Below are 19766 nucleotides of genomic sequence, written 5' to 3' on the forward strand. Positions count from 1 at the left end.
CCCGCCGGATACCGGCGGCACCGCGTCATCCGACCGGTACGCCGGCCCCGGCACCCGGCCGGCCGCGCGTCAGCCTCCGCCGCGCAGCTGGTCCCGTATGGCGCGTGCCAGCCCGGGGTCGTCGGCGATGACTCCGTCCACGTTGAGCCGGTACAGGCGCTGCAGCCACCTTTTCACCCCTTCGGCGGCGCGCCCGCCGGAGGCGCCGCTCCCGAGATCCGCCCGAAGCCGCGCGAACCTGCGAACCGTCGTGGCGTGGACGAGGAGCCCTTCCCGCTGGGCGTTCCCGACGAGCGTGGCGGGTGACACCGATCTCCCGCTGAGACCCGCGGAACCGATCCGCTTGGTGACCAGACCGATGCCGTCGGCGTACTTGGCGACCTCCCGCAGTCCCGCCGGGGTGACCATGTCGTCGTAGGTGAGCGGGTCACCCGCGCTCGCGAGGTCGTACGGGGCGCCGGTCGCGCCGACGAACTGGATGAGCCGCAGCCGGGTGAGGGAACGCAGCCGCCTGAGATTCCCCGCCTCGAAGGACTGGATGAACACCGGGTCCCGCTCGTCGTCCCATCCGTAGCGCGCGAAGGTCTCCAGGAGAGGCTCCTCCAGGGGCAGCCCGATCGAGGCGAAGTAGGTGGGGAACTTGGTCTCCGCGTAGACACCCACCCCGTGTTTGCGCGCCAGCTGGACCACCTCGTCGAGCGTCGGGATGCGCTCCATCCCGTCGTACGCGGTGTTCTCCCGCCGCTCCGTGGCGAAGCGCTCCCTGGCACGGAGGGTACGCAACTCCTCCAAGGTGAAGTCCTCGGTGAACCAGCCCGTGTGCCGGATGCCGTTGATGACCTTGGAGGTCCTGCGGTCGGCGAACTCGGGATGTCCGGCGATGTCGGTGGTCGCCGAGAGCTCGTTCTCATGCCGGGCGACCAGCACGTGGTCCTTGGTCGAGACGAGGTCCGGCTCGATGTAGTCGGCGCCCATCGAGATGGCGACCGCGTAGGCGAGAAGCGTGTGCTCGGGCCGGAAGGCACTGGCGCCGCGATGCGCGATGATGATCGGCGCGACTTCGTGACGGCCGAAATGCCGTGCCTCCGGGTTCGCCGGAGAGGTCGCGAACCGTCCGTTCGCGGAACTCCCGTCCGCGGAACTCTCGGAGTTCGCGGGCCGGTCGGCCACCGAGTCACCGGATCGCCAGGCCGCGGGGCTCACGGACCGCCTGCCCGTCGAATCGACGTGGTGAAGGGCTCCGATCACGGTCATCCCTATGAATACGGCCAGCACACCGGCCCGCGCCTTGTTCACCCGCGTACACCCCCCGCTCCGGTTCAGCAGGGGGACACATCCGCATAAGCGGCTATACCCGGACTGGAGATGCAATTAACGATCAGAAGTGATTTCTAGCCGAGATAACAGCACATGACCACTTCATGCGACATTTCACCACATATATCCCGATATTGCTGTCCACAAAAAAAGAGTGAGCGACTGATCACTCACTCTTCGGCGAAGAGAAACGTGGGCCGGTCGACGGATCGGACTTCCGGGCCCCGACCTCGGATCACCACTCGCCCCGTGACCCGTCCCACCGCCCCTGCCGATACCCGTCCCTGTGCCGATGCCGCCTCACGCCGTCCCCGGCCCACACCGGTCGTCCCGGCTCCCGGCCCCTGTGCCGCCAGGCACCCGCCCCCTGCCGTCCGGCCCCATGGCCCTCTCGCCACCCGGCCCGCGGACCTCGACGCCGAGACTCCCACGCCCCCGGTCGCTCACGGTCCCGGTCGTCACCGCCCTCGGCGCCCGGGTCCGACCGCGGGGAGTCCCGGACGCCGCGACTCCCGAACCCTCGCCCCTCGCCGCGTTCGCCCTCCGGGCCCCGACGCCAGAAACCGCGATCACCCTGGTGTTTCCACCCCGGATATCGCCGCCCTGTCTCCCACGCCCTGTGCCGTCCGCCGCCGGAGTGTCCCGGCCGCCCGAATCCCCAGTTTCCCTTGCGTTCGACGGTCGTCCTCGAACGTTCGGCCGTCCGCCCGCCGTTGCCCCAGTTCTTGGTCGTCCAGCCCCCGGCGTGCTTCGGCGTCGAATGCGCGAAACGTTTGCCGCCCCACCCCGTGTGTCGATCGTGCCCCTTCGGGTGTTGTACCGCGCCAAGAGCGGCCACCCCTATGAGTACGGCTACGACCCCGGCCCGCACGATGCTCACCTGGACACACCCCCGCCTTCTGATCATTCGGGGGGATGCCTTTTATCGAAGAACTTCCTACCCGGATCGGCGGGGAGGCTAACGAGCGGCGAGAACGTCGCGACCCGCGGATTCGCGGCGTATCGCACCCGACCGGGGAAACACCGCACCCGGACCGCGGGCCGGACACGGTGGACTCAGGCGCGCCGGGTCTTCGACAGGGTCGCGTAGACGATGATGTTGTCGGTGTAGTGGCCGGTCGCACGGTTGTAGACACCGCCGCAGGTGATCAGCCGCAGCGTCGCCTCACCGGTGTTGCCGTAGACCCGCTTGGACGGGAAGGCCGTCTTGCTGACCTGTTCCACACCGTCGACCGTGAACTCCGCGAGACTTCCGTCGGACCGGGAGACCTTGATCTTGTCCCCTCGGCTGATCTCCTTCAACCGGCTGAAGACGGCGGCGCCCTTCTTGGTGTTCACGTGCCCGAGGACCACCGAGGGCCCCTGCTGCCCGGGGATCGGGCCGTGCTTGTACCAGCCCGCCTGGTTGGGCCTGCTCAGCGGAGGTGTCTGGATCTCCCGTTTGGAGTCGACGCCGAGCGCCATCAGCGGGGCGAGCACGCCGATCTTCGGGATGGCGATCCGCCGGGGCTGCACGCCGTCGCTCTTCAGCGGCTCCGGAGGCATGGTCACCGGCAGTGGCGGCGCCGCCGTGGGCGCGGCGGCCGTGAGCGGGGCGTCCAGCCCGCCCGGTCCCACCGAGGAGGGCACCACTCCCACCGGCTGCTGGCCGGCGGCCGGGACCTCCTGGATCTGGATGTTGCTGTCCGCCGCCTGCGGCACGGGCGGCCCGTACGGCGCGTCCTCCACCGCGGGGGGCAGGTAGGCGAGCAGCCCCGCCATGATCGCGGCCACCCCGCCGAGCGATCCCGCCACGAGGAGCCCGGCCATCAGCATGCTCCCCTTGGGCTTGGGAGCGGGGCCGGTGCCGTGATAGGGGTCGGGACCGCCCTGACCAGGTCCTTGATACATCCGGCGTCTCCTTCAGCTGTCCCTCTGGCCGCGCGCGTGTGCCGCCCGCCGCCTCATCAAGGCCACACCGCCCAGCGCGCTTCCCGTCACCATCGCCGTTCCCGCGCTGAGCAGCCCCAGCCCGGAGCCACCCTCGGGAGCCTCACCCGTCTGCGCCCCGCCGCTGGGCGTGATGATCACCTGCGGCGCGGTGGGGGTGGCCCTGGTGGGGGTGACGGTGGCGGTCACGGTGAGGGTCGGCTTGGGCGTGGAGGTGGTGGTGCTCCTGGTGGTGCTGTTCGGCCCGGGCGTCTGGTTGCCGGCCCCGGTCTGAGTGTTCGTCGGGGTGGGGGTGGGCGTGCCCGTCGGGGTGCTCGTCGGGGTGGCCGTGGGGCTGCCCGTGGGCGTAGTGCTGGGGGTGACGCTGGGGTCCGGGGAGCCCGTCACGCTGGGCGAGGGGGACACGCCCCGCTCGGAGATCGTGACGTCCACCGAGACCGGCGCGCTGACGAGCGTGCACGTGGCCCGGTAGTCGGCCGGCGGGTTCTGCAACTCCCTCGTGATCACCCGGAAGGCGTCGACCTGCGCGAACTTCCCGTCCTCCAGGTTCGTGACCTGGAGGGTGTGCTCGCCGTACTTGAGGCCGTTGAACCTCCACAGCGTGAGCCCGCCCCGGTGCGCGGCGTTCGTCGGCGTGCCGTTGGCGTCCTTCGAGGCGTCGATGGAGGCCGGCGTGGCGTCCTGGCCGTCGATCTTGAAGCCGACCTGCCCCGCCTCGATGCTGCGCCGGGCGACGTACTCGATCCCGGTACCGGTGAACGTGAAGGTGGCGAAGGAGTTCACCTTGTCGGTGCGGTGCAGGTCTCGGCCGTAGTCGCCGATGCTGAGCGCCTCGTCGTTCAGCTCGTACCAGTCGGCCGCCGCGTGATACTTCACCCGGGGGTCGTCGTTGTTGACCATGACCTCGCCGGCCGGGGGCATGAAGTCCACGAACAGCTTCCGGGGAGAGACCTTGAGCGTGCCCGGCTGGTCGGTGTGGGCGGCGTCGGAGATCCCCTCGGGGAGTTTCAGGATGCTGCCCGGCTGCAGCTTGCCCGGCTGGTCGACGACACCCTTCGGCTGCAGGACGCCGATCCAGCTCCCGGACATCTGCACGTTCCCGGTGACCAGGACCTTGCCTCCGGGACCGAAGTAGTCCGGCGAGCCGAACCTGGCCGGGTCGCCGTTCTTGTAGTTGAGGTCCCAGCCGATGTTGAGCGGCTCCCCGACGGTGAGCGTCGTGGGAATCGACACCTTGGTCCGGAGGTTCACCGTGCTGCCTCCCAGGGCGATCCCCCCGGTGCAGCTGTAGTCGACCACGAGTTCGGCGATGCCGCTGCCGGACGCACCGGAGGCGCCGGAGGGCAGTGCGACGAGCGCGCCACCGAAAAGGCACAGGGCCGAAACCGCGAGGGACCTACGGAGCCCAGATCGCCACCGAACCACCACATACTCCGATCACGAAGGCTGCCGTCAACAGGCATACCCATAGCACACCGAGGGTAGATCGTACGGTTTGAACCATCTTCGGCGCAGCGAGATCGTGGGTGGATTCGAAGACCGTGGCGTACTTGTGATCTGGATATACCTCTACATACCACAGCAAGCCACGCTAACAGCGCGATATCGGCTGTACCTGCTAGTAACAGAATTGTATTCTGTATCACGAGCCGTCGCGAGTCGTCACGAGTCCCAAGGAGGCACACCATGCAGCGAGACCTCTTCGAGGAGGAGCACCGGCTCTTCCGAGAGACCGTGCGCGAGTTCCTGGCCCGCGAGGTCGCGCCCCACCACGATCAGTGGGAGAAGGACGGCATCGTCCCGCGCGAGGTGTGGAAGAGGGCCGGAGAGATCGGGATGTTCGGCTTCGGGGTGCCCGAGGAGTACGGCGGTGCGGGAATCACGGACTTCCGCTACAACGCCGTGATCGTCGAGGAGGTGATGGCGATCGGCGCGACCGGCCTGGGCTACTCGCTGCACAACGACGTGATGGCCCCGTACTTCGTGGACCTCACCAACGACGAGCAGAAGGCCCGCTGGCTGCCCGGGTTCGCCTCCGGCGAGCTGATCACGGCGGTCGCGATGAGCGAGCCCGGCGCGGGCAGCGACCTGCAGGGCATCAGGACGACCGCCGTACGCGACGGCGACCACTACGTGGTCAACGGCCAGAAGACCTTCATCACCAACGGCATCAACTCGGACCTGGTCGTCGTCGTGGCGAAGACCGACCCGGACGCGGGCGCGCGGGGCATCTCCCTGCTCGTCGTCGAGCGGGGCATGGAGGGCTTCAGCAGGGGCCGCAACCTGGAGAAGATCGGCATGCACGCCCAGGACACGGCGGAGCTGTTCTTCGACAACGTCCGGGTCCCCGCGGCCAACCTGCTGGGCCCGCAGGAAGGGCAGGGCTTCTTCCAGCTCATGGCCAACCTGCCGCAGGAACGCCTCTCGATCGCGGTGATGGCGGTGGCGGCGGCGGAGACGGTCCTGCGGACGACGATCGAGTACTGCAAGAACCGGACGGCCTTCGGCCGGAGCATCGGCGGCTTCCAGAACACCCGTTTCGTGCTGGCCGAGCTGGACACCGAGGTGGACATCGCCCGCCTCTATGTGGACAGGTGCATCCTCGCCCTCAACGCGGGGGAACTCACCGCCGTGGACGCCGCCAAGGCGAAGTGGTGGACCACGGAGCTGCAGACCAAGGTCATCGACCGCTGCCTCCAGCTGCACGGCGGCTACGGCTACATGATGGAGTACCCCGTCGCCAAGGCCTGGATGGACAGCCGCGTCCAGACCATCTACGGCGGCACCACCGAGATCATGAAGGAGATCATCGGTCGCTCCTTCGGCTTCTGAGACCGGCCTCGGAGCCCGGCCGGAGGCGCCGGGCGCGGACCCCTCGCTTCGGCCATGAAGGTGAGGCCCGACGCGGGAAGAGGTGAGGCCCGACGCGGGAAGACGCTCCAGGACCGGCTCTTGCCGCTCACGGGCCACTCCCGCTCAAGGACACCCGGCTCCTGAGAACCCCGGAACGTCCCGCGAAGAGCCGCCGTCCACGCCCTCGTGGGGCGGCGGCTCCCCGTGACCGGCCGGGCCCCTCACCCCTCGGTGATGTCCTCGACCTGGGTGGCCACCCCGTCCTTGATCGTCACCTTGGCGAACAGCGCGCCCCTCTTCTTGATCGCCGCCTGCAACTGCTCCATCGAGCAGCTGTACGGGGCCTGCCCCTCCCTGCAGACCAGCCCCCGCGCGTCGCGCACGACCGTGAACGGCAGCAGGAGGGCCTTCACCTCCCGGTCGCTCTCCGCGGTCACGGTGATCCCGTCCACCCCGCGCAGGGCGATCTTCCCTCTTATCGTGGCGTCGACGTCCCGGCTCCCGGGAACGCTCACGGACGGCGACGCCGCGACGGGATCGTCGGGCTCCGTCGACGCGGAGGCGGCCGGGGTCGGCGTGAGGGAAGGGGAGAGCGTGGCGGAGGCCACGGGAGACGGAGTGACCGAGGCGGTCACGGTAACGGTGGCGGTCGCCGGCGCGCCGGAGGCTCCGCTCCCACCGGAACACGCGGAAAGGGCTGCGGCCAGGGCTGCCACCAGCAGGGCACACGTTGTCTTCGAGGTCCTGTTCACGAAAGGTAACGATCCCATGGGTCGGGGATTGCGTTTACCAACCGCGAAGACGGCTTCGGCGCCGCATACTGGTCAATGGAGACTCCCCCGAGGTGGTGACGATGGACAGCGGACTGATTCTGCTGATCTTCCTGGCGTTCCTGTTCGCCTGGGGCCTGAACCGGGTGCGGCGTGCCTTCCGGCTCGGCCCGGTCGCGTACATCGGCGTCATGGCCGTGTTCGTCATCGCGATGCTCGCCATCTGGGGACAGACCGTCCGCTGACCCCTCCCTCCGGCCCCGGACGACGCCCTCCCGAGCCGTGAATCCGCGAAAAAGCCCCGCCTACCGGGAGCCCTCCAGCAGCACGCTCGCGACCAGCTCGGGGTCGTCGGTCATCGGCAGGTGTCCGCACCCCTTGAGCAGCTTCACCCGCTGCCCCGACCATCTGGCCGCGCGGATGGCCTGCCGGCGCGGAAGCAGCCGGTCGCGCTCGCCCCAGGCGATCGTGACCGGCGCCTTCGGCGGCGCGGGAGGCATCAGCCCCGCGAACGAGGCGAGGGTCTCGTCGAAACCGGAGGCGTCCCCCAGTGCCTGGAACCCGGCGAGCAGCGCCTCGGACGAGACCCTTCGGGGATGGGCGACCAGCACACCGGCGCAGAGAAGGCGTCCCAGCGGATCTTCCACGAGGGCGGCTCGCTGCGGAGAAAGGTGGCGAACCGAGGCCCGGCCGGCGCGGAGGACGGCTCGCGCGTACATGAGCTCGCTGCGGTTCCAGAATCCGGCCGGAGAGAGCGCGGTGGCCGAACGGACCACCCCGCGCGAGGCGAGTTCGAGAGCGACGTAACCCCCCAGGGAACTACCCGCCACATGAGGGTCGCGCAGGCCGAGCACATCGAAGAAGGACTCGATCGCGTCCGCCAGGCTTTCCGCCGTGTACGGCGTGCCGGGCGGCAGCGGCGGCGAGATGCCGAAACCGGGAAAGTCGACCGCGATCACGTCACGTTCGGCGGCGAGTCTGTCGAGCACCGGCAACCATGCCTGCCAGTGATGCCCGATGCCGTGCAGCAGGACGAGGGGAGGACCTGTCCCGCGCCGTTCGAACGCCAGCTCCATGCCCCCGAGTCAACCATCGATCGGGAACGGGTGCCAGTCGTGCCGCCTGCGGCTCAGCGCGACCTGGTGGGGATCTCGAACCAGACGGCCTTGCCCTCCTTGGTGGGACGGGAGCCCCAGCGCCTGGCGAGCTGGTCGACGAGGTAGAGACCTCGCCCGCCCTCGTCGTTCTCCCCCGCGCTGCGGATGCGTGGCAGCCGAAGATCCTGGTCGAAGACCTCGACCCAGACGGACTCCCTGCCCCGGCGGATCCTGAGCGTGAACTCCTTCTCGTTGACGATCTCGTCTTCGAAGCCGGGAACGTCCCAGGACTCGTCGAACGGCAGCGGGGGGCCGTCCATCGTCAGCTCCCTGCGCGGGATGCTGGCGGTGGCGGCGTGCAGCACGACGTTGGTGACGACCTCGGAGACGAGCAGGCAGGCGAGCTCGGCGCGCTCCTCGGGGACGTTCCAGCCGATGAACGCCTCCGAGGCCATCCGGCGCGCCTCCCCGACCATGATCGGCTGAGCGGGGAAGGTGCGCTCCTCGACGGCCAGGTCCTCGGAGGCGGACCTGAGTACGAGGATGGCCATGTCGTCGTCGATCTCACCGGGCACCGCGACGGTGGCGGCGTCGGCGATCTCCTCGACGGAGGCGTCACCGATCTTGATGAGCTTGCCGCAGAGCTGCGCCAGCGCCTCCTCGACGTTGGGCGGCCTGCCGTCGGCGTCGCGGATGGGGCGGCGGTCGACGAGCCCGTCGGTGTAGAGGAGCAACGAGGCCCCGGGGGGCAGCGTCCGCGTCTCCTCCTTGTAGACCAGGTCGGCGTGCATGCCCTTCGCCCGCACTCCCAGCGGCTGGCCGACCTCGCGGATGTCCAGCTCGGTGCAGGTGCCGCCGATCAGCAGCAGCGGAGGGGCGTGACCGGCGTTGGCGAACGACAGCTGCCGCGACCAGGCGTCGTACACGAGGTACTGGCAGGTGACGATGGGCGGGACGCTGATGTCGGCGCCGCTCTCGTCCTGCTCGGGGGTCGCGATGATGCGCGTCCACTCGTCGAGCCTGGCGAGGATCTCCGCGGGCGGCTTGTCGTCCTGGGCGAACGCCCGCAGGGCCGCCCGCAGCTGTCCCATCACCGCCGCGGCCTTGGCGCCCCGGCCCTCGACGTCGCCGATGACGATGCCGACCCGGCCCGCCGAGAGCGGGATGACGTCGTACCAGTCGCCGCCGACCTGAGTCTGGATGCCCTGCCCGTGGCTGGCCAGGGGGGCGGCGGGGAAGTAGCGGACCGCGATCTCCAGCCCGTCGAGCTGCGGCAGCGCGCGGGGCAGCAGGTGCTTCTGGAAGGACTCCGCGGTGTGCCGCTCCTCCTCGAACAGCAGGGCGTTGTCGACGGCGAGGGCGACCCTGGTGGCGATGGCCCCCACGAAGTCGCGGTCGAAGGCGTCGTAGTGCGGGCTGCGCCGGTCGGTCAGGTTGGACAACCCCAGATAGATGAGCCCGAGGGTCTCTCCGCGCACGCACAGCGGCGCGACGATGGCCGAGGTCATGCCGATCTCGGCGGCGAGGCGGGTGTTGGCCTCGCCCGGACTGGGATAGTTGGTCTGGGAGAAGTCCTCGACAAGGATCGTCTCCTGGCGGCGCAGCGCGATCTCGGCGTAGTGCCCCACCGGGTAGTGGATCTCCGCCCCGAGCGGCGCCCAGGTGTTGGGCGGCGGGCTCCAGCCCTGGACGTGGGTGGAGACCCTCCGGGTGAGCCGCCCCTCCTCCACCAACTCGATGAAGCAGTGGTCGGCGAACTGCGGGACGAGCATCTCCGCGACGCGCTTGAGCGTCTCCTCGACGTAGAGCGATCCGGCGAGGCGCTCGCCGATCCGCTCCAGCAGGCCGAAGCGGTCCTTCTCCCGCTCGTTGCTGCGCATCGCCTCGCGGGCGGTGATGACGATGCCCGTCACCGCTCCCGAGGGATGCCGCAGCGGCACGGCCTGTGCCCGTACGTAGATGATCGTCCCGTCACCGCGCCTGACGTCGAACGTGCCCTCCCAGACGCCGCCCTTGAGGACGTGCTTGGAGAGCTCGACGGCGAGCGGGTGGTCCTTCTCCATGATGCCCAGAGAGAGCGACTGGTCACGGGGCCCCGAGGTGCCGGGGCGCCCGAACAGCCTCTCCGCGAACGGGTTCCAGTAGAGAAGGTTGCTGAACCTGTCGGTGACCACCACCGCCATCTCGGCGAGATCCAGGACGGAGCCGGCCGTGAGGTGATCAGCGGCGTCCTGGGAAACATCCCCCCACCGCTTCATCCGGTGACCGCCCCTCGTGGGCGGGTGTGTGCAAAGCGAACCACGGTTGCTCCTGCAGTCTCGGCCTGGGAGCGGAGGGACTCCCGAACGGGATCCAACCGAGCTAGGGGGCCTCGGTCAGCGTGTGGAGACGAAAACGTGCGCGGCAATCTCTCGCGGGAGATCCGCAAGAAAATTGTCCGCCTCGTCGTCACCTGTCACCCGCACACCGTCGTCGCTCGCCGCGAGCGTCACCTCGCGTCCGGGTTGTATCCCGACTTGCTTGAGTTTAAGCATCACAGCCGGATCGCTTTGCACTTGTTCGCTAATTCGCCGCACGACAACGGGTATATCTCTGGGTCCGGCCATCGCGGCCATCGACGGCAGCGACTCCAGCCTCCCCCCGGGATGGCCGACGACACCGAGCTCCTCAAGGCCCGGGATCGGATTGCCGTGCGGGTCCTCCGTGGGATTGTTGAGCAGGCTGATGAGCCTGGCCTCCACGGATTCGGACATGACGTGCTCCCAGCGGCACGCCTCGATGTGCACCTCTTCCCAGGGCAGACCGATCACCTGGGTGAGCAGGCATTCCGCGAGGCGGTGTTTGCGCATGACACGGGTCGCGAGGGTGCGTCCCAGATCGGTCATGGTCAGATGGCGGTCGCCCTCGACGCGAACCAGGCCGTCGCGCTCCATCCGGGCGACCGTCTGGCTGACGGTGGGACCGCTCTGCTGGAGACGCTCGGCGATACGCGCGCGCAGGGGGACGATGCCCTCCTCCTCCAGCTCGAAGATCGTACGAAGGTACATCTCCGTCGTGTCGATCAGGCCGTGTGCGGTCAAGGTTCCTCCCGTCCTCTCTCGATGCTACGTCCATCGCGCGGTGTTCCCGGGAGGGCGGCGCGGGACCTCGGAAGTCTGAGAAGACGACCCTATTGGGAGAACAGCCCACGATGACAAAGAAGGGCAACGCCCGAGGACGCCAAATCCTTCCCTAGCTGCTCAAACGCTGCGCGCGAGCGGGCGATATTTTCTGAAGGCCGGGACGGCCAGCCCCACCGCGAGCACGGCCACCGCGCAGGCGACCCCGCCGCCCACCCACGCCCACGTGGCGCCGAACCACGAGGCGGTGCCACCGGCCCGCAGATCCCCCAGCCGGGGACCTCCCGCGACCACCACCAGGAACACCCCCTGCATCCTCCCGCGCATGTCGTCGGGCGCGTGGGTCTGCAGGATCGTCTGCCGCCACACCGCGGAGACCAGGTCGGCGGCCCCGCCGAACGCGAGCAGGGCGACCATCAACCACAACCGGTCGGCGAGCCCCGCCGCGGCGACGGTGAGCCCCCATGCGGCGATCACGTACGTGAGCGCCAGTCCCTGGCGCTGGACCCGGCCCACCCAGCCCGACAGCAGGCCGCCGAGCACCGAGCCGATCGCGATACTGGCCGACAGCCAGCCGAACGCGATCAGAGAGCCGCCGAACCGCTCGTCCACGATCTCCGGGAACAGCGCCCTGGGCAGCGCGAACGCCATGGCGATGAGGTCGACGACGAACGACATCAGCACGACCGGATGTCCGGAGATGTAGCGCAGACCGTCCACGACCGACCGCAGCCCCGGGCGGGTCACCTCTCCGATCGGTTCGAGTTTCGGCAGCCTCAGCGCGGCGTAGAAACCGGCGCCGAACAGCAGCGCGTCGATCAGGTAGGCGGCGGCGAAGCCGCTTCGCGCGAGCACCGCCCCGCCGAGCAGTGGCCCGATGACCGTGCCGAGGCCGCCCGCCAGGAAGTTGAGGGTGTTGGCCGCGGGGATCAGGTCGACGGGGACCAGCCTGGGGATGATCGCGCCTCTGGTCGGCCCGGTGATGGCGAAGCCGGTGGCGTGCACGGCCACGGTGGCCAGCAGCAGGCCGACGCTCGTCGAGCCCAGTGCGGCCTGGACGAGGAGCGCGAGCGTCCCCGACCAGGCGATCAGCGCGCCGACGATGAGGAGTCTGCGCCGGTCGACCGCGTCGGCGATCGCGCCTCCCCAGAGTCCGAAGACGATCAGGGGGATCAGGTTGGCCGGACCGAGCATGCCGACCCAGAAGGACGACTTCGTGATGTCGTAGATCTGGGCGCTGACGGCCACCGAGGTGAGCTGGAAGCCGATGAACGACACACCCTGACCGGCCCAGAGCCTCCGGTAGGCGGGTATGGCGAGCGGGCGCGTATCAGCCGCATGCCTACCAACGAAGTCCCTGAACCCCACCCCGACACCCCTCTAACCGACATACATGGATATATCAGCACAAAGCGGGGAGGGTGTTCAGGGGGCCAGACGTTCGACGACCCAGGTGGCGCCGGAGCGCCGGTAACGGAGGCGGTCATGCATGCGGTCGGTGCGACCTTGCCAGAACTCCACCTCGGACGGCACCACGCGCAGCCCGCCCCAGAAATCGGGGACGGGCGGATCCTCGGGCCAGCGCTCCGCCAACTCCTCGTAACGGGCGTCCAGCTCGTCCCTGGAGTGCACGACCGCCGACTGCCTCGACGCCCACGCGCCGATCCGCGACCCGTAGGGCCGGGACCTGAAATAGATGGCCGACTCCTCGCGCGGCAGCCGTACCACCGATCCCTCCACCCGCACCTGGCGACGGATGGAGTGCCAGGGGAACAGCAGGGCGGCACGCGGGTTCTCCGCCATGTCCCGGCCCTTGCGCGACTCGTAGTTAGTGTAGAAGACGAACCCGTTCTCGTCGTAGCCCTTGAGCAGAACCGTCCTGGCCGTCGGCCGCCCACCCGCCGAGGCGGTCGCGAGCACGGTCGCGTTCGGTTCGGGAAGCCCGGCGTCCACGGCGTCGCCGAACCAGAGGGCGAACTGGGAGAAGGGGTCGGGGGCGAGATCTGCCTCGATCAGGGGCAGTCCCTGGTACGTGCGGCGAAGGCCCGCCATCGAAGGCGGTCGCGATGTGGCATCCACGGGAAGGTATTCTCCCGTGCCGAGCAGGAAGCCCGCGCGGTGCCCCCCACCTGGGGCGATCGCGTTCCGGCGGGTCCGGCGGCACACCGCCTCGGCCCAGGGGGTTGAATATGACCCGCCGGTATCTCGACATCAAGGCTTTGACTTCAAGAAAGGGAGGCAGCCGAGAATGTCCGACTTCAAACCCGGGCTCGAAGGCGTGGTGGCTTTCGAGACGGAGATCGCGGAACCGGACAAAGAAGGGGGCGCCCTTCGCTACCGGGGCGTCGACATCGAAGAGTTGGTCGGTCGCGTCTCTTTCGGACACGTGTGGGGCCTGCTTGTCGACAACAAGTTCCAGCCGGGCCTGGCCCCGGCGGAGCCCTTCCCCATTCCTGTCCACTCCGGTGACATCCGCGTCGACGTGCAGAGCGCGCTGGCCATGCTGGCCCCCGCGTACGGTTTCAGGCCGCTGCACGACATCGACGACGAACAGGCCCGCGCCGACCTGGCCCGCGCCAGCGTGAACGCCCTGAGCTTCGTCGCGCAGTCCGCGCGCGGCCTGGGGAAGCCGATGGTCCCCCAGAGCGAGGTCGACAAGGGGGAGAGCATCGTCGAGCGGTTCATGATCCGTTGGCAGGGCGAGCCCGACCCCAAGCACGTCAAGGCCATCGACGCCTACTGGACGTCCGCCGCCGAGCACGGCATGAACGCCTCCACCTTCACCGCCAGGGTGATCGCCTCCACCGGAGCCGATGTCGCCGCGGCGCTGAGCGGTGCGGTCGGCGCCATGTCCGGCCCGCTCCACGGCGGTGCGCCCGCGCGCGTGCTGCACATGATCGAGGGCGTCGAGCAGCTCGGCGACGCCAAAAAGTACGTGCAGTCGGAGCTCGACAAGGGGCAGCGCCTCATGGGCTTCGGTCATCGCGTCTACCGTGCCGAGGACCCCCGGGCACGCGTGCTCCGCCGCACCGCCAAGGAGCTCGACGCACCGCGTTACGAGGTCGCCGCGGCGCTGGAGAAGGCCGCGCTGGAAGAGCTGCACGCCCGCAAGCCCGACCGGGTGCTCGCCACCAACGTCGAGTACTGGGCGGCGGTCATCCTGGACTTCGCCAAGGTCCCCTCCTCGATGTTCACCTCGATGTTCACCTGCGCGCGCACCGCGGGCTGGGCCGCCCACATCCTGGAACAGAAGCGCACGGGCAGGCTCGTCCGCCCCAGCGCCGACTACGTGGGTCCGTCCCAGCGCTCGGTCCAGGACGTCCCCGGAGCCGCCGAGGTCGTCCACCCCTTCTGAAGTTCCCCTCCTGTACGGCTGTCGCGCGACGTCTCGCGCGGCAGCCGTTGCCGGTTTCGGGTCCCCGAGGAACCCGCGGCACCCGGCTGCGCCCCCGGAGCCCACCGGGCGTGCCGAGCGCCGTCGAGCGCCCAGGACCCCGAAGAACCCGCGACACCCCGCGTGATCGTCCCGCCCTGCCCAAAACCCTTCAACGGCTCGTCTCGAAATCCGGACCCCGTCCTGGATCGATCCCCGGGCTCAGTAGGCTGGTCAGGTGGCTGACATCGTGATTCCCTCTGACATCAAGCCCGCCGACGGCCGTTTCGGCTGCGGGCCCTCGAAGGTGCGCCCCGAGCAACTCTCGGCTCTCGCGGCCTCCGGGTCCAGTCTCCTGGGCACCTCTCACCGCCAGAAGCCCGTCAAGGCGCTGGTCGGGCGCGTTCGCGCGGGGCTTTCCGAGCTGTTCTCCCTCCCCGCGGGCTACGAGGTCGTCCTGGGCAACGGCGGCACCACCGCGTTCTGGGACATCGCCGCCTTCGGACTGATCCGTGACAGGTCCCAGCACCTGCACTTCGGTGAGTTCTCCTCGAAGTTCGCCTCCGTGGCGGCCAAGGCCCCGTGGCTGGGCGACCCGACCGTGATCAAGTCGGAGGTGGGCACTCACCCCGAGGCCCGCCTGGAGGAGGGCGTCGACGTCTACGCGCTCACCCACAACGAGACCTCGACCGGCGTCGCGATGCCGATCAGGCGCGTGGGCGAGGAGGGCTCGCTCGTGCTGGTCGACGCCACCTCCGGCGCCGGCGGCCTGCCCGTCGAGGCGAGCGAGTTCGACGTCTACTACTTCGCGCCGCAGAAGAGCTTCGCCTCCGACGGCGGCCTCTGGATCGCCCTGATGTCCCCGGCCGCGCTGGCCAGGGTCGACGAGATCGCCTCCAGCGGGCGCTACGTCCCCGAGTTCTTCAGCCTCCCGGTGGCGATCGACAACTCCTCCAAGGACCAGACGTACAACACTCCGTCGGTCGCCACCCTCTTCCTGCTCGCCGAGCAGATCGAGTGGATGAACGGCAACGGCGGCCTCGCCTGGACGACCGCCCGCACGGCCGACTCGGCCCGGCGCCTGTACACCTGGGCGGAGAAGACCTCCTACACCACCCCGTTCGCGGCTCCCGAGTTCCGCTCCAACGTGGTGGGCACGATCGACTTCTCCGACGACGTCGACGCCTCCGCGATCGCGAAGGTCCTGCGGGCCAACGGCATCGTCGACACCGAGCCCTACCGCAAGCTCGGCCGCAACCAGCTGCGCGTCGCGATGTTCCCCTCCATCGACCCCGAGGACGTCGAGGCCCTGACCACCTGCGTCGACTACGTCGTCGAGCGCCTGTAGTCCCCCGCTTCCCCGAGGTGGGGCATCCGTCCTCGTCCGAGGAGGCGAGGACGGTCCGCGAGGGCTCGTTCCCCTTCTCCCGTCCCGGAAGCCGGATCACCGGCTCCCGGGGCGGGAGCCTAGGGCAGCGTGCTCGGGGTCCCGCCCGCCGCCGAGGCGTGGGCCCGCTCCCCCGCGAGCCGCGCCAGCTCGTGCAGCAGGCGCAGGGCGTCGTCCGGGTCCACCCCCTCCGCGAACCGCGAGAGTACGGGAGCCCGATCGGGACTGTTCGCCAGTGCCGCGAGCATCAGCCCCGCCACGTGTTCGTCCCGTGAGCGGCTCGCGGTGTAGCGAAAGGCGTTGCGCACGGGGGCCCTTTCCAGCAGGCCCTTCCTGACGAGACGCTCGGCGACGGTCTGCACCGTGGTGTAGGCCAGGCTCCGTTCGGCGTTCTGGTTCAGCATGTCCTGCACCTGGCGAACCAGCATCGGTTGCTTGCAGCCCCACAGCACGTCCATGATCGCGCGTTCCAGAGATCCCAGGTTCACCCGCGGCCACCTTTCGAGGGTCGCGCCCGGCTGTGATGGCCCTGGAACATGTACGGGCACGCGGCCAGGCAGGTTCACACATGAAATTTTGTCACATTGTCACTTAAATCAACCGATGCTTCCATAGCTGATGAATTACAGCAGAATCTTCTGTTGTGCGTTCACGGAAAAAACTCCCCGGGAATGTGGCCGAAAAGAACGCGCCGCCACCCGGTCCGGCCGTCCCGGATGCCGGTCGTGTCCCCGGACGGTCATCACCCCGCCGGCGAACGACCCCCGGAGCGGCTTTATTCGCCCCCGGAGGCCACGAACCACCCCGCCCGACCAATGGTGATTACCAAGGCGCTACCAAGCGCCACATAGCGCCCACAGCCCCGTACAGCGCCCTTTTCTCAGCGAAGCCCTCGAAGGCGGCTGACAACCCCTCTCCGGGACAGGCCCGATGCCTGGAGGTTCGGTAGACGGAGATGCGGCTTTCCTCAGGTGACTTTCCGGGGAGGATCCCGAAGTCGGACGCGACGCGCCTTTGAAAGGTCTGTGTCTCTCAGTAGGCCGGAGTGACGGCCCTGGGGCGCCTGCGGCGCATCACCCAGGCCGCGATGATGCCGCCGATCAGCCCGAACAGGTGCCCCTGCCAGGAAATGCCGTCCTCGCCGGGAAGCACGCCCCAGATGATCGAGTAGTAGGCGATCGCCACACCGACACCGATCACGATGTCGAGGGCCCGGCGGTCGAACAGCCCTCGGGCGACGACAAGACCGAAATACCCGAAGACCAGGCCGCTCGCGCCGACCGTGACCGCATACGGCGAGCTGGTGAACCAGACACCAAGCCCGCTGACCAGCACGATGATCAGGCTGGCCCCCAGGAAACGGGCGATCCCGCGCAGCGCGGCGAGGAACCCGAGAACCAGCAGGGGAAGCGAGTTGGCCATCAGGTGGCCGAATCCGGCGTGCAGGAAGGGGGCGAGGAAGATGCCGCCCAGACTGTCGGGATTCCAGGCCCGGATGCCGTAAACGTCGAACTCCCCCGGCAGGACGTAGTCGGCGATCTCGACCACCCACATGACACCGACCAGGAGGACGTTGACGATCGCGGCGCCCAGCGCGCCCGCGGCCAGATCTCCCGCCCTGCGCTTCAGAAGATCGCCGGAGGATCGGCCGGTGGGGGTCGTTCCGGTCGCGTGGTCGTTCATGCACTCTCCTGGCCTTTGGAGCGTCGGCGTGAATGTCAAGTGCCCTCGCCACACCTGTCCACACCTTTACCGTACGCACTCCTGGCCGTGAATGCGCCGGGCGCGGCCCCTCGGATCGCGCCCGGCACACGGTTTTCCTTCGATTCCCGCCGATCCCGCCGATCCCGGCGATCCCGGCGCTACTCGCCCGCCCACCGGGGAGCGCGCTTCTCGGCGAAGGCCGCCGCCCCCTCCATCGCGTCCTGGGACGCGAACACCGGATTGATGATCTCTCCCTGCTTCGCGAACATCTCGTCACGGCTCCAGTCCGCCGACTCCACGATCACGCGCTTGGTCGCGGCGAGCGCGAGCGGGGCGTTGGCGGCGATCCTGCTCGCGAGCTCGACGGCCGTGGCCAGGGCCTCGCCCACGGGCGTGACATGGTTGACCAGGCCGAGCTCGTACAGCCGGGAGGCGGGAAAGTGGTCGCCGGTCAGGGCGATCTCCATCGCGACGTGGTAGGGGATGCGCCGCGGCAGCCGCATCACGCCGCCCGCAGCCGCGACCAGCCCTCGCTTGGGCTCGGGGAGCCCGAACTTCGCCTCCTCGGAGGCGATGATGATGTCGCAGGCCAGCGCGAGCTCGCAGCCTCCGGCCAGGGCGTAGCCCTCGACGGCGGCGACGAGCGGCTTCTTCGGCGGCGCCTCGGCGATACCGCCGAACCCCCTGCCCTCCACGACCGGGAAGTCCCCGGTCAGGAACCCCTTCAGGTCCATGCCCGAGCAGAACGTTCCGCCCGCGCCGGTGAGGACGTAGGCCGCCACGTCCTTCCGCTCCTCCAGCTCGTCCATCGCGGCCGCGAGGCCCCGAGCCACGGCGCCGTTGACCGCGTTCCTGGCTTTGGGGCGGTTGATCGTGATGACGGCCACGCCGCCGTCGACTTCGACCAGAACCTCGTCAGACACCGGATGACTCCTACTTGGGCTGGAAGCGGATACCACCGTCGAAACGGATCGTCTCGGCGTTCATGTAGTCGTTCTCGATCAACGAGCGGACCAGGTGCGCGAACTCGGAGGCGAGCCCCATGCGCTTGGGGAAGACCACCGGAGCCACCAGCTTGGCCTTGAACTCGTCGGCGTTGGGCGAGAAACCGTAGATCGGGGTGTCGATGATGCCGGGGCAGACGGTGTTGACACGCACGCCGATCGCGGCGAGGTCACGCGCGGCGGGGACGGTCATACCGACGATGCCGCCCTTGGACGCCGAGTAGGCGACCTGGCCGATCTGTCCCTCCAGCGCCGCCACCGAGGCGGTGTTGATCACTACACCGCGCTGGCCGTCCGCGTCGACCGGCTCGGTCTTCGCGATCGCGGCGGCGCCGATGCGCATGAGGTTGAAGGTGCCGATCAGGTTGACCTCGATGACCTTGCGGTACGAGGCCAGGTCGTGGGGCGAGCCGTCACGGCCCACGGTCCGGCTCGCCCAGCCGATGCCCGCGCTGTTCACCACGACACGCAGCGGCCTGCCGGTCGCCACGGCCGCGTCCACAGCCGCCTGCACCTGGTTCTCGTCCGACACGTCGGTCTTGACGAAGACGCCACCGAGTTCGTCGGCCAGTGACTTGCCGCGCTCCTCGTTGAGGTCGGCGATGACGACGAGGGCACCCTGCGCGGCGAGGTCGCGGGCCGTGGCCTCACCGAGACCGCTGGCACCGCCCGAGATGATTGCTGCTGCTCCGTTCACGTCCATGTGCGGACTTTAACGCGCGGACCGAATGAAGTTCTACTCGGGGTAGGGTAAAACTCGCCGACGCTAGATCTCCCCGACGGCGCTGCTCACGTCGGGATAGACCTTGATCCGCCGGTCGAGGCCCGTCGTGCGGAGGATCCGGGCCACCGGAGGCTGGGGTGCCGCCAGGCAGACCCCGCCGCCCTCGCCCGTGGCCAGCCGCCATGCCTCGATCAGCACGGACAGGCCGCTGGAGTCCATGAAGGACAGGGCGGTGAGATCGAGGACGAGCCGCGCGCCATCCAGCTTGATCGCGTCGCGGACCTCGTCTCGCAGGAAGGGAGCGGTGAACAGGTCGAGCTCGCCCTCGACAGCCACCACCACGGCGTCGCCGACGGCGCGGCGAGCCAGCCGTAGCTTCATCAGTCCTCCTCGCGCCCGAAGGGCAGATCCACTTTACTTCGCCCGCACTGCACGCGAGGTCATGCGCGATTGTTCACAGGAAGTTCGTATGGCACGAGCCCCACGACC

At 69.1% G+C, this 19766-nt stretch carries 18 protein-coding genes; 4 read left to right on the forward strand and 14 right to left on the reverse strand.

What is annotated here, in order from left to right; translation table 11 throughout:
- Positions 1-69 precede the first annotated feature (69 nt).
- The 3 genes from AB0B90_RS02355 to AB0B90_RS02365 all read right to left on the reverse strand — a co-directional run bounded on the left by AB0B90_RS02355 (position 70) and on the right by AB0B90_RS02365 (position 4671).
- Positions 70-1296, reverse strand: a complete 1227-nt coding sequence (locus AB0B90_RS02355; RefSeq protein WP_350943227.1) for a glycerophosphodiester phosphodiesterase family protein — start codon at positions 1294-1296, stop codon at positions 70-72.
- Between the two features lie 1077 nt (positions 1297-2373).
- On the reverse strand, positions 2374-3207 hold the full coding sequence (locus AB0B90_RS02360) for a class F sortase (protein ID WP_350943226.1): 834 nt from the start codon (positions 3205-3207) through the stop codon (positions 2374-2376).
- 12 nt (positions 3208-3219) lie between these two features.
- Complete coding sequence (locus tag AB0B90_RS02365) at positions 3220-4671, reverse strand: hypothetical protein (protein WP_362920322.1); 1452 nt, start codon at positions 4669-4671, stop codon at positions 3220-3222.
- A 261-nt stretch (positions 4672-4932) separates the two neighbouring features.
- Here AB0B90_RS02365 and AB0B90_RS02370 point away from each other — a divergent pair, with 261 nt between their 5' ends.
- Positions 4933-6078, forward strand: a complete 1146-nt coding sequence (locus AB0B90_RS02370) for an acyl-CoA dehydrogenase family protein (protein WP_350943222.1) — start codon at positions 4933-4935, stop codon at positions 6076-6078.
- Positions 6079-6320: 242 nt separating this feature from the next.
- On the opposite strand, the gene AB0B90_RS02375 is transcribed toward AB0B90_RS02370, so the two are convergent.
- Entirely contained in the window at positions 6321-6851 is a 531-nt protein-coding gene (locus AB0B90_RS02375) for a hypothetical protein (RefSeq protein ID WP_362920324.1), read from the reverse strand.
- A gap of 101 nt (positions 6852-6952) precedes the next feature.
- On the opposite strand from AB0B90_RS02375, the gene AB0B90_RS02380 reads away from it, so the two are divergent.
- On the forward strand, positions 6953-7114 hold the full coding sequence (locus tag AB0B90_RS02380; protein ID WP_350943219.1) for a hypothetical protein: 162 nt from the start codon (positions 6953-6955) through the stop codon (positions 7112-7114).
- Positions 7115-7174: 60 nt separating this feature from the next.
- Here the strand turns inward: AB0B90_RS02380 and AB0B90_RS02385 are convergent, their stop codons facing one another.
- The 5 genes from AB0B90_RS02385 to pdxH all read right to left on the reverse strand — a co-directional run bounded on the left by AB0B90_RS02385 (position 7175) and on the right by pdxH (position 13164).
- Positions 7175-7945 carry an alpha/beta fold hydrolase gene (locus AB0B90_RS02385; protein ID WP_350943218.1) on the reverse strand — a complete coding sequence of 257 codons (771 nt, stop codon included), beginning with the start codon at positions 7943-7945 and terminating at the stop codon, positions 7175-7177.
- A 53-nt stretch (positions 7946-7998) separates the two neighbouring features.
- Complete coding sequence (locus tag AB0B90_RS02390) at positions 7999-10224, reverse strand: SpoIIE family protein phosphatase (protein WP_350943216.1); 2226 nt, start codon at positions 10222-10224, stop codon at positions 7999-8001.
- Positions 10225-10341: 117 nt separating this feature from the next.
- Positions 10342-11046, reverse strand: coding sequence for a metal-dependent transcriptional regulator (locus AB0B90_RS02395; protein ID WP_350943215.1), 705 nt, complete (start codon positions 11044-11046; stop codon positions 10342-10344).
- A 159-nt stretch (positions 11047-11205) separates the two neighbouring features.
- Positions 11206-12453 (reverse strand): MFS transporter, encoded by a 1248-nt coding sequence (locus tag AB0B90_RS02400; protein ID WP_350943213.1) that lies wholly within the window; start codon positions 12451-12453, stop codon positions 11206-11208.
- 57 nt (positions 12454-12510) lie between these two features.
- On the reverse strand, positions 12511-13164 hold the full coding sequence (gene pdxH / locus AB0B90_RS02405) for a pyridoxamine 5'-phosphate oxidase (RefSeq protein ID WP_350943212.1): 654 nt from the start codon (positions 13162-13164) through the stop codon (positions 12511-12513).
- Between the two features lie 169 nt (positions 13165-13333).
- Here pdxH and AB0B90_RS02410 point away from each other — a divergent pair, with 169 nt between their 5' ends.
- Positions 13334-14440 (forward strand): citrate synthase 2, encoded by a 1107-nt coding sequence (locus tag AB0B90_RS02410; protein WP_350943210.1) that lies wholly within the window; start codon positions 13334-13336, stop codon positions 14438-14440.
- 256 nt (positions 14441-14696) lie between these two features.
- The gene (serC, locus tag AB0B90_RS02415) at positions 14697-15806 is read left to right on the forward strand and encodes a phosphoserine transaminase (protein ID WP_350943209.1); all 1110 of its coding nucleotides are present in this window, start codon (positions 14697-14699) and stop codon (positions 15804-15806) included.
- Between the two features lie 119 nt (positions 15807-15925).
- On the opposite strand, the gene AB0B90_RS02420 is transcribed toward serC, so the two are convergent.
- The 5 genes from AB0B90_RS02420 to AB0B90_RS02440 form a co-directional block, all read right to left on the reverse strand.
- Positions 15926-16333, reverse strand: a complete 408-nt coding sequence (locus tag AB0B90_RS02420) for a BlaI/MecI/CopY family transcriptional regulator (protein WP_350943208.1) — start codon at positions 16331-16333, stop codon at positions 15926-15928.
- A gap of 544 nt (positions 16334-16877) precedes the next feature.
- Entirely contained in the window at positions 16878-17528 is a 651-nt protein-coding gene (locus AB0B90_RS02425; protein WP_350943207.1) for a rhomboid family intramembrane serine protease, read from the reverse strand.
- Between the two features lie 179 nt (positions 17529-17707).
- On the reverse strand, positions 17708-18472 hold the full coding sequence (locus AB0B90_RS02430) for a crotonase/enoyl-CoA hydratase family protein (RefSeq protein WP_350943206.1): 765 nt from the start codon (positions 18470-18472) through the stop codon (positions 17708-17710).
- A gap of 10 nt (positions 18473-18482) precedes the next feature.
- Complete coding sequence (locus AB0B90_RS02435) at positions 18483-19256, reverse strand: SDR family NAD(P)-dependent oxidoreductase (RefSeq protein ID WP_350943205.1); 774 nt, start codon at positions 19254-19256, stop codon at positions 18483-18485.
- A gap of 63 nt (positions 19257-19319) precedes the next feature.
- On the reverse strand, positions 19320-19658 hold the full coding sequence (locus AB0B90_RS02440) for an STAS domain-containing protein (protein WP_350943203.1): 339 nt from the start codon (positions 19656-19658) through the stop codon (positions 19320-19322).
- Positions 19659-19766 lie beyond the last annotated feature (108 nt).

Origin of the sequence: Streptosporangium sp. NPDC049078, assembly GCF_040648855.1 — a bacterium.
GTDB lineage: Bacteria > Actinomycetota > Actinomycetes > Streptosporangiales > Streptosporangiaceae > Streptosporangium.

What these genes read in the sequence shown, in the direction of transcription:
- AB0B90_RS02360 (WP_350943226.1), bottom strand. Translation starts at nt 3,207, where the DNA reads ATGTATCAAGGACCTGGTCAGGGCGGTCCCGACCCCTATCACGGCACC.
- AB0B90_RS02370 (WP_350943222.1), top strand. Translation starts at nt 4,933, where the DNA reads ATGCAGCGAGACCTCTTCGAGGAGGAGCACCGGCTCTTCCGAGAGACC.
- AB0B90_RS02380 (WP_350943219.1), top strand. Translation starts at nt 6,953, where the DNA reads ATGGACAGCGGACTGATTCTGCTGATCTTCCTGGCGTTCCTGTTCGCC.
- AB0B90_RS02385 (WP_350943218.1), bottom strand. Translation starts at nt 7,945, where the DNA reads ATGGAGCTGGCGTTCGAACGGCGCGGGACAGGTCCTCCCCTCGTCCTG.
- AB0B90_RS02390 (WP_350943216.1), bottom strand. Translation starts at nt 10,224, where the DNA reads ATGAAGCGGTGGGGGGATGTTTCCCAGGACGCCGCTGATCACCTCACG.
- AB0B90_RS02410 (WP_350943210.1), top strand. Translation starts at nt 13,334, where the DNA reads ATGTCCGACTTCAAACCCGGGCTCGAAGGCGTGGTGGCTTTCGAGACG.
- AB0B90_RS02425 (WP_350943207.1), bottom strand. Translation starts at nt 17,528, where the DNA reads ATGAACGACCACGCGACCGGAACGACCCCCACCGGCCGATCCTCCGGC.
- AB0B90_RS02435 (WP_350943205.1), bottom strand. Translation starts at nt 19,256, where the DNA reads ATGGACGTGAACGGAGCAGCAGCAATCATCTCGGGCGGTGCCAGCGGT.
- AB0B90_RS02440 (WP_350943203.1), bottom strand. Translation starts at nt 19,658, where the DNA reads ATGAAGCTACGGCTGGCTCGCCGCGCCGTCGGCGACGCCGTGGTGGTG.